At 68.9% G+C, this 15,913-nt stretch carries 14 protein-coding genes and 1 pseudogene; 2 read left to right on the top strand and 13 right to left on the bottom strand.

From position 1 onward, the window contains the following. The first annotated feature begins 200 nt into the window (after positions 1 to 200). On the top strand, positions 201 to 983 hold the full coding sequence (locus tag AC1DC5_RS16475) for a VOC family protein (RefSeq protein WP_441406113.1): 783 nt from the start codon (positions 201 to 203) through the stop codon (positions 981 to 983). 82 nt (positions 984 to 1,065) lie between these two features. Here AC1DC5_RS16475 and purM read toward each other — a convergent pair whose 3' ends face one another. The 3 genes from purM to AC1DC5_RS16460 form a co-directional block, all read right to left on the bottom strand. After that, complete coding sequence (purM, locus tag AC1DC5_RS16470) at positions 1,066 to 2,238, bottom strand: phosphoribosylformylglycinamidine cyclo-ligase (protein ID WP_441406112.1); 1,173 nt, start codon at positions 2,236 to 2,238, stop codon at positions 1,066 to 1,068. Continuing rightward, positions 2,235 to 3,914, bottom strand: a complete 1,680-nt coding sequence (gene purF, locus AC1DC5_RS16465; protein WP_476865849.1) for an amidophosphoribosyltransferase — start codon at positions 3,912 to 3,914, stop codon at positions 2,235 to 2,237. Before purF ends, purM begins: the two co-directional genes overlap by 4 nt. 64 nt (positions 3,915 to 3,978) lie before the next feature. Next, on the bottom strand, positions 3,979 to 4,323 hold the full coding sequence (locus AC1DC5_RS16460; protein WP_476865848.1) for a hypothetical protein: 345 nt from the start codon (positions 4,321 to 4,323) through the stop codon (positions 3,979 to 3,981). 96 nt (positions 4,324 to 4,419) lie between these two features. Here AC1DC5_RS16460 and AC1DC5_RS16455 point away from each other — a divergent pair, with 96 nt between their 5' ends. Further along, entirely contained in the window at positions 4,420 to 5,268 is an 849-nt protein-coding gene (locus AC1DC5_RS16455; protein WP_476865847.1) for a class I SAM-dependent methyltransferase, read from the top strand. Positions 5,269 to 5,377: 109 nt separating this feature from the next. Here the strand turns inward: AC1DC5_RS16455 and AC1DC5_RS16450 are convergent, their stop codons facing one another. The 10 genes and pseudogenes from AC1DC5_RS16450 to pucL form a co-directional block, all read right to left on the bottom strand. After that, positions 5,378 to 6,328 (bottom strand): hypothetical protein, encoded by a 951-nt coding sequence (locus AC1DC5_RS16450; protein ID WP_476865846.1) that lies wholly within the window; start codon positions 6,326 to 6,328, stop codon positions 5,378 to 5,380. A 770-nt stretch (positions 6,329 to 7,098) separates the two neighbouring features. Further along, a complete protein-coding gene (locus tag AC1DC5_RS16445) occupies positions 7,099 to 7,533 on the bottom strand; it encodes a DUF6855 family protein (protein ID WP_476865845.1) in 435 nt (144 codons plus the stop codon). Between the two features lie 76 nt (positions 7,534 to 7,609). Further along, on the bottom strand, positions 7,610 to 8,089 hold the full coding sequence (gene bcp / locus AC1DC5_RS16440; RefSeq protein WP_476865844.1) for a thioredoxin-dependent thiol peroxidase: 480 nt from the start codon (positions 8,087 to 8,089) through the stop codon (positions 7,610 to 7,612). 139 nt (positions 8,090 to 8,228) lie between these two features. Next, positions 8,229 to 9,566 (bottom strand): annotated as a pseudogene (allB, locus tag AC1DC5_RS16435) (allantoinase AllB); the annotation flags it as partial. 179 nt (positions 9,567 to 9,745) lie between these two features. Further along, the gene (locus AC1DC5_RS16430) at positions 9,746 to 10,543 is read right to left on the bottom strand and encodes a hydroxypyruvate isomerase family protein (protein WP_476865843.1); all 798 of its coding nucleotides are present in this window, start codon (positions 10,541 to 10,543) and stop codon (positions 9,746 to 9,748) included. 31 nt (positions 10,544 to 10,574) lie between these two features. Further along, on the bottom strand, positions 10,575 to 10,736 hold the full coding sequence (locus tag AC1DC5_RS16425; RefSeq protein ID WP_441406104.1) for a hypothetical protein: 162 nt from the start codon (positions 10,734 to 10,736) through the stop codon (positions 10,575 to 10,577). Positions 10,737 to 10,759: 23 nt separating this feature from the next. Continuing rightward, entirely contained in the window at positions 10,760 to 11,575 is an 816-nt protein-coding gene (locus AC1DC5_RS16420) for a bifunctional allantoicase/(S)-ureidoglycine aminohydrolase (RefSeq protein ID WP_476865842.1), read from the bottom strand. 4 nt (positions 11,576 to 11,579) lie between these two features. Continuing rightward, positions 11,580 to 12,905, bottom strand: a complete 1,326-nt coding sequence (locus tag AC1DC5_RS16415; RefSeq protein ID WP_476865841.1) for a DUF6986 family protein — start codon at positions 12,903 to 12,905, stop codon at positions 11,580 to 11,582. 4 nt (positions 12,906 to 12,909) lie between these two features. After that, a complete protein-coding gene (gene aceB / locus AC1DC5_RS16410) occupies positions 12,910 to 14,508 on the bottom strand; it encodes a malate synthase A (RefSeq protein ID WP_476865840.1) in 1,599 nt (532 codons plus the stop codon). Positions 14,509 to 14,638: 130 nt separating this feature from the next. Beyond that, positions 14,639 to 15,547, bottom strand: coding sequence for a factor-independent urate hydroxylase (gene pucL, locus AC1DC5_RS16405; protein WP_476865839.1), 909 nt, complete (start codon positions 15,545 to 15,547; stop codon positions 14,639 to 14,641). Positions 15,548 to 15,913: the final 366 nt, after the last annotated feature.

Genomic DNA, 15,913 nt, shown 5'->3' with positions numbered 1-15,913 from the left:
TCGCGGATTGCCGACCACGTGATTTCAGGCCCGCCGGCCACTCCCAGTTCGGGCGTGGACGGCGGGTTTTCTGCTGCCCGGCTACTCCTCCCGGCCATGCGCCGCGGAGTGTCCGCGCAGTTGTCCAGGCCTGAGCCTCAGGCTAGGTTGAAGCTGCCGGCACCACCCGGCCCGCACCACAAATTTCCGGAGGGACTGCCATGACCATGCGCACGGGATTCACCGAAGGCGAGGTCTGCTGGACGGACCTCCAGACGAGCGATGTCGTGGCGGCCAAAGCCTTCTATGCCGCGGTGTTCGGCTGGCGCTTCGAGGACCTGCCCACCCCGGACGGGCGCAGCTACGCGCAGGCGTTCCTGGGCGACGACCTGGTCACCGTCATCGCGCCGCAGAACCCGCAGCAGGATGCCGCCGGGGCCGCGCCGCAGTGGAACGTGTACTTCGCATCCCCCGACGCCGCGGAGCTCGCCGCCGGCCTCGGCCACGCCGGGGGTACCCTCGAGTTTGGTCCGGAGGCAGTGGGCGAAACCGGTGTGATGGTCTTCTTCGCCCCGCCCGGAGGCGGCACCACCGGCGCCTGGCAGGCCGGAAGCCACCTCGGCACCACTCGCGGCGGTGGACCCGGGGCCCTGACCTGGGCCGAACTCCTGACGCCCGAGCCGCAGTCCGCCGTCGGATTCTTCCAGCAGCTGTTCGGGCACGACGTGACCGAATACCCGCAGGACGACGGCGGCAAGTACACCACGCTGATGGTGGACGGCGCCGAGGTGGCCGGGATCGCCGCCGTCCCCGCGGACGCGGAAGGCACGCTCAAGCCGGGGTGGCAGGTGTACTTCGGGGTATCCAGCGTCCCCGAGGCGGTCGCAGCGGCCGTAGCCGCCGGCGGCACGGTCCTGATCGAACCGGACGAGGTGGAGGAAGCCGGCACCATCGCCACCCTCGAGGACCCGCAGGGCGGCGTGTTCAGCCTGCTGGAGGTTTAAACACGCATCGAGTGCTCGATAACCGCCGTTTTGGACGTTCTAAACGGCGGTTATCGAGCACTCGATGTTAGTGCTTGGGGGTTTAGGCGTAGGCGTTGACCAGCCGGACGGCACCGCCGTCGACGCCCTTGGCGCCCTGCACGTAGTCCGGGCCGGTCTTGACGATCGAGTCCGAGTCCGCCTCCACGGTGCCCATGACCCAGGCCGGCAGTCCGCGCTCGTTGAGGCGGTTCACGGCGGCGTCGGCGGCTTCGGGGGAGACGATCGCGACCATGCCGACGCCGAGGTTCAGCGTGCGCTCCAGATCGGCCAGCGGGACGTTGCCCAGCTCGGCGACGAGCCGGAAGATGGCGGGGAGCTGCCAGGTGGCGCGGTCCACGGTGGCCACCAGACCCTGCGGCAGGACGCGGGCCAGGTTGGCGGCGAGGCCGCCGCCGGTGACGTGGCTGAAGCCATGCACGGCCTGGCCGGCGGCGGAGCCGTTCACCGGGAAGGTGCGGGCCAGGTCCAGGCAGTCGGCCGCATAGACGCGGGTCGGCTCCAGGAGTTCCTCGCCCAGCGTGCGGCTGAATTCGGAGACGTGGCGGTCCAGGGCCCAGCCGGCGTGGTTGATGACGCGGCGGACCAGGGAGTAGCCGTTGGAGTGCAGCCCGGAGGAGGCCATGCCGATCACAACGTCGCCGGCGCGGACGCGGTCCGGGCCGAGCAGGTCGGCGGCTTCGACAACACCGGTGGCGGCGCCGGCGACGTCGTACTCGTGCTCGCCCAGCAGGCCCGGGTGCTCGGCGGTTTCGCCGCCCACCAGGGCGGTGCCGGCGACGGAGCAGGCGGCCGCGATGCCGCGGACGATGTCCGCGATGCGCTCCGGGACAACCTTGCCGCAGGCGATGTAGTCGGTCATGTACAGCGGCTCGGCGCCCACCACGACGATGTCATCGACCACCATGCCGACGAGGTCGAAGCCGATGGTGTCGTGGATGTCCATGGCCTGCGCGATGGCGACCTTGGTGCCCACACCGTCGGTGGAAGTGGCCAGCAGCGGGCGCTTGTACGTGAGCAGCTTCGAGACGTCGTACAGGCCCGCGAAGCCGCCGACGCCGCCAATCACCGAGGAGTTGTGAGTCGCCTTGATGGCACCCTTCATGAGTTCGACGGCGCGGTCGCCCGCTTCGACGTCGACGCCGGCGGAGGCGTAGGTGATGCCTACGGCGTTCTGGGCGGCGTTCATGTCAGCGGCCGGGGAGGCGGAAGTCATACTGGCTCTTTCTTGTCGGCTGTGGTGACGCGGTCGGCATCGGTGAGCAGTTCTTCAAATTCGGCGTCCGGTCCCGGATCGCAGCCTGTGGCGCCGGCCTTCTCGGCGGGGTCCTCGTCGTCGGCGATGGCAGGATCGACGTCGGCTGCACCGGCCGCGGACCCGGCAGGCGCAGGGGCGGCGGCGGGGAGTCCGCCAGGCTGTCCGCCGAGGTCGGTGCGTTCGAGCAGGTTCTTGCCCAGCTTGTCGGCGGCCGGAAGTTCGATCGGGTACTTGCCGGTGAAGCAGGCGGTGCACAGGCGTTCGCGCGGCTGGCGGGTGGCCTCGATCATGCCGTCTTCGGAGATGTAGGCCAGCGAGTCGGCGCCGATGGCCTGGGTGATTTCATCGATCGTGGCGCCGTTGGCGATCAGTTCCGCGCGGGAGGCGAAGTCGATGCCGTAAAAGCAGGGCCACTTGACCGGCGGGGAGGAAATCTTGATGTGGACGCTTGCGGCGCCGGCCTCGCGGAGCATCCGCACAATCGCGCGCTGGGTGTTGCCGCGGACGATCGAGTCATCCACCACCACAACACGCTTGCCGCGGATCACGGACTCGAGGGCGTTGAGCTTGAGCCGGATGCCGAGCTGGCGCAGCGTCTGCGAGGGCTGGATAAACGTGCGGCCCACGTAGGAGTTCTTGACGAAGCCGTGCGCGAACGGGATGCCGGATTCCTCGGCGTAGCCCACCGCAGCGGGGGTGCCGGACTCCGGAACCGGGATGACGATGTCCGCTTCCTGGGTGTTTTCGCGGGCCAGCTGGCGGCCCATTTCCACGCGGGATTCGTACACGGAGCGGCCCGCGATGGAGGCGTCCGGGCGGGCGAGGTAGACGTATTCGAAGACGCAGCCGGCCGGCGTCGCCTCCGCGAAGCGCTGGGAGCGGACGCCGTCCTCGTCGATCGCGATGAACTCGCCGGGCTCTATTTCGCGGATGAAGCTGGCGCCGACCGTGGCGAGGGCGGACTGCTCGGAGGCGACCACCCAGCCGCGTTCCAGCCGGCCCAGGCAGAGCGGGCGGATCCCGTACGTGTCGCGGGCCGCGTAGAGGGTGCCTTCATCCATAAAGACGAAGCAGAAGCCGCCCTTGATCTTGGGCAGCAGTTCCATCGCGGTCTCTTCGAGCGACTTGCCCTCTTCGCCCTCCAGCAGGGCGGTGACGAGGGCCGTGTCCGAGGTGTTGCCCTGCTTCATTTCGCCGCTGAGCTGGCCGCCGTTGCGGTCCTCGATCATGGCTTTTAGTTCGGCGGTGTTGGTCAGGTTGCCGTTGTGGGCCAGGGCCACGGTGCCGGTCGCCGTCGCGCCCAGGGTGGGCTGCGCGTTAGCCCAGTGGCTGGCGCCGGTGGTGGAGTAACGGCAGTGGCCGACGGCCAGGTGCCCGGTCAGGGTGTTCAGCGTGGTCTCGTCGAAGACCTGGGATACGAGTCCCATGTCCTTGTAGACGTTGATCCGCTGGCCGTCGCTGGTCGCTATGCCAGCAGACTCCTGACCGCGGTGCTGCAGTGCGTACAGCCCGTAATAGGTGAGTTTTGCAACCTCTTCACCGGGAGCCCAGACCCCGAAGACGCCACATGCGTCCTGGGGGCCTTTTTCGCCAGAGAGAAGGTCATGAGAAAGTTTTCCATCGCCGCGTGCCACTGGTTGATTATCTCACGTTGTGCGGTAGGACTTTCCCGTCGGCCGGTTTATGACCTGCGGCCGCTCAGGCGCCCTGCTGCTCCCCGTCGTCGGGAACGGAATCCGGGACGGACTCGACGACGGCGTGCTTGGCCCGCCGGACGCTCAACCGGTCCAGGATGAGCGCGACGGTGCCGCCCAGAATGACGCCGCCGGCGCCGCACATGATCATAAAGAAGCCGAACACGGCGCTGGCATCGTAGGCCTCATCGCCCGGGAGGCCGTAGGCGAGGAAGGCGGCCACACCGAAGCCCAGCAGCCCGCCCAGGACCAGGAACGGAACGTACTTCGGCGCCCGGCGCACGGTGATTTCGCGTCGTTCGGGGACGTGCTGCTCGCTGGGGGTGCCGGGGTTTTCGGGGGTAGCCATGGTCTTAAGCCTACTGCCCCGGGAGCCATTGCTACGGCCCGGTGCAGGGGCGCACACTAAGGGGTGGGGGAGGGCACGGAACAGCCTAGGAGCGCCATGTCAGCCTCAGCGGAGCAGATCAGGGACCAGCAGCGCAGCACCTGGGACGAGTTCTCCGCCGGCTGGCGCAAATGGGACGCGGAAATCCTCGGCTGGCACGCCCCCTTCGGCGACGCAGTCATCCGGGAGGCGGGACTCCGCCCGGATTCCGTGGTCCTCGACGTCGCTGCCGGAACCGGCGAACCGGGCCTCACCGCCGCCGCCCTCGTTCCGCGCGGAAGCGTCGCCCTGCTGGATCTGTCGGCGGGAATGCTGCGGGTGGCCTCCGAGAAGGCAACAGCCCGCGGCGTGGCCAACGTGCACACCGCCGTCGGGGACGCCGCTTCCCTGCCGTTCGAGGACGGATCCTTCGACGCTGTCCTCTGCCGCTTCGGCTTTATGTTCTTCCCCAGGATGACCCCGGCCGTGGGCGAAATGGTGCGCGTGGCCAAGCCGGGCGCCCGGATCAGCGCCGCCGTCTGGGGCCGCGCCGCCGAGAACCCGTGGGCCAGCCTGATCCTCGGCACGATCGCCCGCCACACCGAACTGCCCCCGCCGCCTCCGGGCACGCCGGGGCTCTTCCGCTGCGCGGCCCAGGGGTTCATGGGCCGGCTCTTCCGCGAGGCCGGGCTGGTCGACGTCAGCGAGCGGAAGGTCAGCACGGACCTGGTCAAGGCGTCACCCGAGCTCTACTGGGAGTTCATGACCGACATTGCGACCACCGTGGCCGTGGGCCTGGCACGGGCGGACAGGGAATCCCGGGAGCTGATCCGCTCCGACATCTTCCAGCTGCTGGGCCGCTACGAGCACGACGGCGCCATCCGGCTCCGCTCCACGGCGACCATCGTGGCGGGAACCCGGGTGTAGGCCGCTTCCGCTGCGCTTTCGGACGGGCGCGGCGCTTTCGGACGGGCGCTGCGGGGATCCGGGGAGCCGGTGTCTGATTCCGCGGCAGTTTTCCGGAAGCGGGTCCGGATCAGCGGCGACAGGACGGGAGTATCGCCCGCGGAACCCCCGCCTCGGCCAAGAACGCGGCGAATCTTGCGGGGCTGGACAGCTCCGACCACGTCCAGCGGACCACCCGCCGGCCCGTGGCCCGGATCCGGTCCTCCCGGCGCTTCTCGTCGGTGAGGGCCTGCTCCGGTGTCCGGCCCCGAAGATACTCCGGACTGCGGTATTTCACGAGGCCGTCGAATTCTCCGCACAGCCGATCCTCGGGCCAGTCAAAGTCCGTGAAAGCCACCAGCCCGCGTCTGTCCCGGAATTCGACCTGGAGGAGGGGAATTCTGAAGCCCAGCCGGTGCATCATGGCACGGCTGACGGATTCTCCCGGCGAACCGGACGCAGGATCGGCAAACTTCAGGGCGGTCCGGATTCGCCGGGCCGCTGCCGCAGTGTAATTACCGTCGACGCCGGCGTCGAGGTCCGCTTTGCTGAGCGGTGCAAGGGTGCCGGGCTGCGGCCGGAGGACGTGGTCGAATACCGCGACGCCCTGCTCAAATGATTCAAAGGCTGCCAAGTCCAAGGCCGTACGCGCACGGCCAGTGACCAGCAGCCCGTGGCGCTCCTCGACCCGGGCCGAGTCCAAATCGACCAAATGCCGGCGGACACCGGCACGCGAGCGTCCGCCGCCGGCGTCGGAGGTGCATGCGTGCACCCGATGTTGAAGGCCCAGCACGGGCATGCCCCAGAGCACGCCGGAGGACTGGCGGCAGAAGACCGTGCGGCTCTTCAACGTGGCGGCCGCCGCCCTGATGAGGAGCGGATACCGGTCCCACGGAGTCAGCGCCTCCCAGTCATGGGCCCGGACGTAGACGCCCTGCCGGATGCGGCGGAGCTGCCCGGACTTCGCCTTCCGGGCCAGGTCCCGAGCGTCCTGGCCAAGCCGTGCGAGATCATTGGTGAGAATCAGTTCGGGTAGGTCCATGCCACAGATGGTGGTCCGCGAAAACGGGCCGGGCAACGGCCGGCGCGGCGGATGTGGAGAACTTTCGCGCGGTGGTTTCGGTCCGGCGCGGCGGTATCGGGGGAGCTTTCGCGCGGTGGCTTCGGCCGGGCGCAGCGGTATCGGACAGGCGCACCGCGGATAATCGCAGCCCGTGACCGTTTCCGAGGCGACGATCCGGAGGCGCTGCAGGACAGTGCCTCGGCGTCGAGCTCGTTCGCGAGCACCGGGAACATGAAGGCATGCCCGCCCGTGAACCCAGCCAGTGCGTGCGGGCGTCCTGGGAGGTGCCGCGGACCCGGACGAGAAAGCGCGGCGGCGCCGGAAAAACGCGGCGGAATCGGACCGGCGCGCCTCGGATCCTGTGTGCGCTTGTCCGAAACCGGTGCGCCAGTCCGAAACCGGTGCGGGTGTCCTGGGTGGTGCCCGGACCCGGACGGGAATGCGCAGAAAAGCTGACCAAACCGGAAAGTGCGTCGAAATCGGACCGCCGCGCCTCGGATCCTGTGTGCGCTTGTCCGAAATCGGGGCGCCAACCCGGAAGCGGTGCGCTAGTCCGAAACCGGTGCGCCAACCCGGAGGCGGGGCGCCCGTGAACCCGGCCGGGGCGTGCGGGTGTCCTGGGACGTGCCGAGGACCGGACGGGAACGCGCGTCGGCGTCGGAAATGCGCGGCGGAATCGGACGGGCGCGCCTTGGATCCCCGGTGCGCTTGTCCGAAAACGCCGCGGAAACGCTGGCGGACCGCCCGGGTCAGGCAGGGATAGCGGGGCCCGAGGCGTCGGCGATGATGGCCCGGACGGAGTTGTTGCGCTTGTCGTGCGTGAGCTCAACCAGGCCCAGCGCTTCCAACAACGGCGGAAGGTACATGCCGAACCGGCCGCGGTAGCCCTTCCGCAGCCCGTACCAGCCGCCCACGGGGTTCTCCGGATCCCGCCCCCATGCCTCGACGGTTCCTTCGGCGGCCGGTTTGTTCTCATCGGCGGCACCCAGCGGCACCCAATCGATCCGCTCCATCAGCCACAGCTGAAGGTCCTCAACGGCCCGGAGGTGATACTTCAGCGTCGTGGAGCCGACCTGGCATACGAGGGCGGCGGGATCGGACTCCTCATCCCGGTACATGGTGTACTCGGACGTTCCGGGGGCTGTCTTGAGCACCCAGGGATCCTGCTTGGTTCCAGTTGCCACGTGTCCGCCTTCGCGTAGGCCGTTGTCGGAGTTGTTTGGACCGAGCCTACCCAGTGCGCCCGGCCCACGCGAGAGCCTAGACGCCGAGCGCGTCCTTCAGCGCGGCGACGTGCCCCTGCGCTTTGACCTGGTACTGGGTCAGCCGGACGCTGCCCTCGGGGTCAACGACGACAGTGGAGCGGACGATCCCCTCAGTGACTTCGCCGTTGACCAGCTTCTCGCCCCACGCGCCGTAGGCCAGTGCCACGGCGTGGTCCTCGTCGGCGAGCAGCGGGAAGGTCAGTGCGAAGTCGCCGGTGAACTCGGCAAGGGCCTCCGGGGCGTCCGGGGAGATGCCAAGCACCTCATAGCCGGAGCCCTGCAGGGAGGCCAGGCTGTCGCGGAAATCGCAGGCCTCGGTGGTGCAACCCGGGGTGGCAGCCTGCGGGTAGAAGTACACAATGACGTTCTTGCCGCGGTAGTCGGCCAGTGACACCTTCTGTCCCGCGGCGTCGGGAAGGGTGAACTCCGGGGCGGGCGTTCCGGGCTGGAGCTTGATGGTGGGGTTGGGGCTCATGGCATTCCTTCGGGGTCTGTTGCTGGTGTCTGCGGACGAAGCGGTCTGTAGTTACACAACCGCCGGTTCAGAGGCTGTATTCCGCCGGACCGCGCACATCTGCCTGAGCTGCGGGCGCACCTCCCGGCGGGACAGCTCCTCCGCCCCGGCGGAGCAGTTGTCCGCGGGGGGTGAGGCCGTCGATTTCACGGCCGCGCAGGAAGGTCCGGCGGACCACCCCGGACAGGGTCTTGCCGTCGTAGGGGGTGATGGGGTTCTTGTGCCTGAGCTTGGCGGCATCCACCACGAAAGAATCCTCGAACGCGAAGATCGAGAAATCGGCGTCGTAGCCCAGGGCGAGCTGGCCCTTCGTGGCCAGCCTGGCGAGTTCGGCGGGCCGGCGGGCCATCCAGGACACCACCTGTTCCAGCGGAATGCCGCGGTGCCGTGCCTCCGTCCAGACCAGCGACAGGCCCAGCTGGAGCGAGGAAACCCCGCCCCAGGCCACGGCGAAGTCGCCGTTTTCCAGGTCCTTGAGGTCCAGGGTGGACGGGGAGTGGTCGGAGACGATGCAGTCGATCGTCCCGTCCGCCAACCCCTTCCACAGCAGTTCCCGGTTGGCGGCCTCGCGGATCGGCGGGCAGCACTTGTAGGCGGTGGCTCCGTCGGGGATTTCTTCGGCCGTCAGGGTCAGGTAGTGCGGGCACGTCTCCACGGTGAGGCGGACGCCGTCGCGCTTGGCGCTGGCGATCATGGGCAGGGCGTCCGAGGAGGACAGGTGCACGATGTGGGCGCGGGCGCCGGTCCGGCGGGCCCGTTCGATCACCTCGGCGATGGCCTTGTTCTCCGCGCCGCGGGGGCGGGACGCGAGGAACGCCGCGTACCGGTCACCGCCTGCGTGCGGGGCATGCTCGATCGCGTGGGGGTCCTCGGCATGGACGATCATGAGCGAATCGAAGGACTTGAGCTCGGTCAGGTCCTCTTCCAGTTCCTCGGCGTCCAGGTGCGGGAATTCGTCCACTCCGGAGGGCAGCAGGAAACACTTGAAGCCGAAGACGCCCTCGTCGTGCAGCGGGCGGAGGTCCGCCTTGTTGCCGGGCACCGCTCCGCCCCAGAACCCGACGTCGACGAACGCCTGCCTCTCGGCCACCTCGCGCTTGCGGTTGAGGCCGTCCACGGTGGTGGTGGGCGGGATGCTGTTGAGCGGCATGTCGATGATGGTGGTCACGCCGCCGGCCGCCGCTGCCCGGGTCGCGGAGGCAAAGCCCTCCCACTCGGTGCGGCCCGGTTCGTTGACGTGGACGTGGGTGTCCACCAGGCCCGGGAGCAGGGTTTCGTCGTCGGCGAGCTCAATGACTTCCGTCCCGGAGAGCCCGACGCCGAGCGGCTCGACGGCGGCGACCTTGCCGCCGCGAACGCCCACCTCGCACGGCGAGGTCCCCGCCGCCGTCAGGACGCGCTGCCCGCGGATGACGAGGTCGAAGGTTTCTTCAGGCATTCGGGCTCTCCTTGCTTACTGTGTCTACCTTGCTTGCGGGCTCCCCCAGGGGATGTGCCGGCGAACAGTCGCGGGGCGCATTGGGGGAGTCGGCGTCGTAATTTGCGACGGCGGCCGGCGTGTCCGTGTCGAAGTGCCCCTGGCGGGCGACGACGGCGACGACGGCGGCGGCGGTCCGGTCAGCGGGCCGGCTGGCGGAGGGCCCAGTCGAACGCGGTTGCTGCCGGTTCCTTGTACTCGAGGCCGATGTAGCCCTCGTAGCCGAGCTGGCGGCTGCGGGCGATCCAGTCGTCCAGGGGAAGCCCGCCGGTTCCGGGAGCCCCACGGCCGGGGCTGTCGGCGATCTGGATGTGGCCGAAGTCGCGGGCGTGCTTTTCGATGACGGCGGAGACGTCGTCCCCGTTGACCGACAGGTGATAGAAGTCGGCGAGGAGCTTGATGTTCTCCACGCCGGTTTCCGACTTCACCCGCGCGATGACCCGGAGGGCGTCGTCGGCGGTGAGGAGCGGGTAGCGCGGGGCGCCGCTGACCGGTTCGAGCAGCACGGTTCCCCCGATGCGGGCGACGGCGGCGGCCGCGGCTGCGAGGTTCTGGACCGCCAGCTCGTCCTGGGCTTCGGGGGTGTGCCCGTCCTGCCGGTTGCCGTAGAGGGCATTGAACGAGCTGCAGCCGAGCCGCCCGCCGATGCCGGCCACGACGTCGATGTTGTCCCGGAATTCGGCGGAGCGGCCCGCCCAGGAGACCAGGCCGCGGTCGCCGGCGGGCATGTCGCCGGCGTTGAAGTTCAGGCCGGTGAGCTGGACGCCCGCGTCGGTGACCGCCCGTTCGAAGCGCGTGAGCTCGGCGTCACCGGGGACGGAGCTTGCGAAGGGCCACCAGAACTCGACGGCGTCAAAGCCGGCAGCCTTAGCCGCGGCGGGCCGTTCCAGGAGCGGCAGTTCGGTCAGCAGGATGGTGCAGTTCACGGAGTACGCCATGGTGTTCCTTTCTGGTGCGCAGGGGATCTTCTTAGCCCTTCGTGGGGTCCTTCCGGGCCGCCAGGCCAACCAGTGCCCCGATGCCCACGCCGATCAGCAGGCCCGTGAAGGGCTTGTCGGCGCTGACCACGCCAATGACCAGGCCGAGGGCCGCGCCAACGAGCATTCCGATCCACAGGGACTCGTACTTCACAGCCTCAGGCTAGCAAGCCGTGTCTAGGTCAGCCGGACCTGCCTGTTGACGTCCTTGTAGAGCAGGTAGCGGAACGGGCCCGGTCCGCCGGCGTAGCAGGCCTGCGGGCAGAACGCGCGGAGCCACATGAAGTCGCCTGCCTCGACTTCCACCCAGTCGTCGTTGAGCCGGTAGACACCCTTGCCCTCCAGGACAAAGAGCCCGTGTTCCATCACGTGGGTCTCGGCGAAGGGGATGGATCCGCCGGGCTGGAACGTGACGATGTTGACGTGCATGTCATGGGCCAGGTCGTCCGGGTCCACGAACCGGGTGGTGGCCCAGGCGCCGTTCGTGCCGGGCATGGGCCGCGGCTCGACGTCCTGGTCCCGGGTCACGAAGGACTTCGCCGTGAAGCCGTCGAGCGGTTCATAGGCCTTGCGGATCCACTGGAAGCTGGCAGCCTCCCCGGCCCCGTCGTTGGACACCTTCCAGTCCGAGCCCGCGGCGAGGTAGGCGTAGCCGCCGGGCTCCAGGCGGTGGCGCTCGCCGTCGAGCGTCAGGGTCAGTTCGCCTTTGGTGAGGAAAATGACGCCTTCGACGCCGGCCTCCGCCTCGGGCTTGTCACTGCCGCCGCCCGGCGCGACTTCCACGATCACCTGCGAGAAGGTTGTGGCGAAGCCGGCGATGGGGCGGGCGATGATCCAGGACCTGGTTTTAGTCCAGCCGGGCAGGTTGCTCGTGACGATGTCGCGCAGCACGCCCTTGGGGATGACAGTGTAGGCCTCCTTGACCACGGCACGGTCGGTGAGGAGCTGGGTCTGCGGCGGCAGGCCGCCCTCGGGGGAAAAGTAGCTGCTCATGGGCTCACTCCTGGTTGCGATCAGTGGTTGGGGAGGCTGACGGCTGCGCCAGCCGGGGGTGTGCCAGGCCCGTCAGCCGGGGCAGGTTGAGACCCGTCAGCTCAAGGACTTCCGCGGCGCTCGCTGCGCCGCACTGGATGCCGCGGAGCACAAAGGCGGCCAGGGCGCGGGCGGTGGCCGGTTCGTCCATCACCCCGCCCTCTGTGCGCTCCACATAGTTGCGGAGCCGTGCGGCGGCGGCCGGAAGGCCCTGCCGGTAGAAGGCGTAGGTGGCGGCGAAGCGGCTCGGCAGCTGGGCGGGATGGAGGTCCCAGCCCTGGTAGTAGCCGCGCTCCAGCGAGCGGCGGACCAGCCGGCCGTGGAGGCGCCAGGCGTCCTGCACGCCGTCGCCGACGGGGATGACGTTGCTGGACCCGTCAGAGAGCCGGATCCCGGTTCCGGCCACAGCAAGCTGCATCACCTCCTTGGCGTGGTCCGCCGCCGGGTGTTCCATGGACTGGTATTCGGCGGAGATCTGCAGGGAGGCCGAGTAGTCGTAGGTGCCGTAGTGCAGGGCGCTGATCCGGCCGGGGACGGCGTGCGGCAGCTGCGCCACCGGGGAGGTTCCGTCCGGTCCCAGGATCAGCTGCGGCGTTTCCACCTGGACCTCAAACTGCAGGCGGCCGGCGGGCAGCGCGTGGGCCTCCTCCAGTCGGGCCATGGCGTAGTCCATCGCCTGCACCTGGGCCACGGTGGTGACCTTGGGCAGGGTGAGGACCAGCCCTTCCGGGAGCTCACCGGCGGCGGCCAGGCCGGAGACGAACAGGTCCAGGGTGCGCAGCCCGCGGGCACGGGTGGCCGCCTCGAAGCACTTGAACCGGATCCCGATGAAGGGCGGGGCGCTGCCGTCCGCCACCGCGGCGGCGACGGCGGCCGCGGCAGCGACGGCGTCGGCGTCCTCGACGTCGTCACCCCGGTCCCCGTAGCCGTCCTCGAAATCCAGCCGGAGATCCTCGATCGGCTCGCTGCCGAGCTTCTCCGCCACACGGGACGCGACGGCGGCGGCCAGCGCGGGGTCCTGGCCGAGCAATGTGCCGAGCCGTTCCAGCCCGCCATGGGCGTCCGCGGCGGCCTGGGCCTGGACGCCCCAGTCCGCGGCGAAGCCCGGAGTGAAGCGGTCGGCGGGGACGTAGACGGTGTGGACCGGCTGGCGGGTTCCGTCGTCGCCCGGGTAGTTGCGCTCCAGCAGCAGGTCCGTGGCCGCGAGCTGGGCGTCGATCCTGTCCAGGTCGGCGCCGGAGAGAGCCCCGGCGGGAGGCACCGCCGGCGGACCGGAGGGGGGCGCAGCCACGGGCTCAGTCCACCAGTTCGTAGGCAGGCGTCGTGAGGAAGTCCGTGTAGTCCTCGGAGAGGCAGATGTCGCCGATGAGCTTGCTGGCGGGCTGGTAGTGCTTCGCGAAAGCGTCCTCGCCGACCTCGCCCCGGAGCTTCTCCGTTTCCTCAGCCAGGATCCCGGCTACCAGCTCCCGGGTCACGGTGCGGCCGGTGTCGGCGAGAACCACCTGGTTGCGGATCTGCTGCCAGACCTGCGAGCGGGAGATCTCCGCAGTCGCCGCGTCCTCCATCAGGTTGTGGATGGCGACGGCGCCGTTGCCCGAGATCCACACCGCGGTGTAGGCGACGGCGACGTAGAGGTTCAGGCGCAGGCCTGCCTCGGTGACCGTTCCGTTCGCGGAGGCGATGTCCAGGAGCTGGTCCGGGGTGACCGAGACTTCCGGGCGCTGCCTGTCGAGCTGGTTCGGGCGTTCGCCGAGGACGGCGTCGAACACGTCCCGGCAGACCGGCACCAGGTCGGGGTGGGCCACCCATGACCCGTCAAAACCGTCGTTCGCCTCGCGGGTCTTGTCCGCCCGCACCTTCTCGAAGGCCTGGGCCGTCACCTCGGGTTCGCGGCGGTTGGGGATGACGGCCGCCATGCCGCCCATGGCGAAAGCGCCGCGGTTGTGGCAGGTCTTGACCAGCAGTTCCGTGTAGGCGCGCATGAACGGCGCAGTCATGGCCACGGTGGCGCGGTCCGGGAGCACAAAGCGCGGGCCGGCGTCGCGGAAGTACTTGATGATGCTGAACAGGTAATCCCAGCGCCCGGCGTTCAGCCCGGAGGCATGGTCGCGGAGCTCGTAGAGGATCTCGTCCATTTCGAACGCCGCCGGGATGGTCTCGATCAGGACCGTGGCGCGGATGCTGCCCTGCGGGATGCCGAGGTAGTCCTGGGCGAAGACGAACACCTCGTTCCAGAGCCGGGCCTCGAGGTGGCTCTCCATTTTGGGCAGGTAGTAGTAGGGGCCCTGGCCGTTCTCCAGCAGCTGCTTGGCGGTATGGAAGAAGTGCAGGCCGAAGTCCACCAGCGCGCCTACGGTGCGTTCGCCGTCGATCAGCAGGTGCCGTTCGCTCAGGTGCCAGCCGCGCGGGCGGGCCACGACGACGGCCAGAGGGGCGTCGGTCCGGAGCCGGTATTCCTTGCCTTCAGGGGAGGTGTAGGCCAGGGTGCCGGCAGCGGCGTCGCGGAGGTTCAGGATCGATTCGACCACGTTGGACCAGGTGGGGGTACTGGCGTCCTCGAGGTCGGCCAGCCAGACCTTCGCCCCGGAATTCAGGGCGTTGATCGCCATCTTGGCCGGCGCGGCCGGGCCCGTCATTTCCACCCGCCGGTCCTGCAGCGCCGCGGGGGCGGCGGCCACTGACCAGTCAGCTTCGCGGATGTCGCGGGTCTCCGGCAGGAAATCGAGCCGCCCGGTGTGGGCCACGTCCTCGCGCTTGGCCGCGCGGGCCTTGAGCAGCTCCCCGCGGGTTGCGGCGAAACGCAGGTGCAGTTCCTCGATGAAGGCCAGCGCCTCGGGAGTGAGGATCTCCCCGGCGCGGTCAACGGGGCGGTGGGCTGAAACTGTGAGAGCCATGGTGGTCCTTCTTCTTCGGTGAATCAGGGGACGGGAATCCGGGCAGCGATCCGGGTCGGTCTTGGCGAACACACTAGCCTCCCGGGGCAGGATTCCGGCGGCCCGTTGCCGATCGTGACTGCGGCGGGTGCTAGCAGAAGCCGGCAATGCCGGCCCAGGCGGCGTCGGCCGGCACGGCGTCGTCGCGTTGCACGGCCGCCTCGATCAGGCCGTACGGGCGGTCGGCGGCGAAGAAGACCTCGTTGGGGTTGTCGAGGCCAAACGGCGAGAGGTCCACCAGGAAGTGGTGCTTGTTGGGCATCGAGAACCTGATTTCGTCGATCCCGGGGTGTGCCTCGAGGACCTTCGCGCCCATGTCGAACAGGGTCTGCTGCAGGGCGTATGAGTACTTCTCGGTGAAGCCTTCCAGCAGCAGGGCCTTGACGTTCTCGTAGCCCTGGTTGAAATCGACGGAGCCGAAATCCGTACCCGTCCGGTAGCGCCAGCGGGCGGAGACCTCGGTGGCAAGGATCCGGTCGGTGGTCTTCGGCAGGGTGGTGTACCTGTCCTTCGGGTAGCCGGCGAAGCCGGACTGCGTGGACTTGAGGACGGTGAGGTCCTTGAGGCCCGAGAGCAGGTGCAGTTCGGCGCCGTCGCGGACCAAGACCGCGGTCCGCACCTCCTGGCCGTTGCGCACGAAGGAGTGGTCGTGGGGCGCGCCGTGTGCCTGGATGCGGTCCCAGCGGTAGGACTCGGCCTCCCAGCGGCCACCGGTCACCCAGTCGAAGCTGGACGTGAAGTGCTCTCCGAGCCGGAGCAGGAAGGCCTCCGGGGAGCCGATCCCCTCGCGGGCGAACGCGTAGATGGTGTTCTTCTGGGTGTCGGTTGCCACCACGTGGCTGTTGTCGCCTTCAAGATGGGCTGCGGCGAAGTCGCCGCGGAGCTGCGAGGTGACGTTGAGGTCGTCGATCTCGTGGCGCTCGGTGTCGCGGGTGATCTTGACGACGCGGACTTCGGCTTTACCGTACTGGTTCTGTCCGAGGACAATCCTGCTGCTCATGGTGCGGTTCCCAACTTCCGGTAGGTGGAGCCAAAATGCCACATAGAAATTTCGTACGCATTTCGCGTCCGTTTCCTTCTCCGCAGGCCCACAAAAAAGAGCCGACGTCTGTTGACGCCAGCTCATTACAACCCTGCCTGCTGCTCCCAGGTCACGTGACGCACGCCACGAAGTAGGTCCTAGGCTAGTGGGGCGGCAGGCACATCACAAGCATCCGCGTTGACTCATAAAAAACCTCCGCGTAGCCGGATACGTTGCCTCATGGGAAAAGCTCCGGGACGTTGGCCGCGGACATCCTTGAGGGATGGGATTGACGATGGGTGAGCGCAAGGCGGTGACGAAGCACCTGGCCGAGTCCTACCTACC

This window comes from Arthrobacter sp. 10L424 (genome assembly GCF_056395325.1).
Note: the sequence above shows the minus strand (reverse complement) of the source record. Positions and strands in the feature narration are given on the sequence as shown.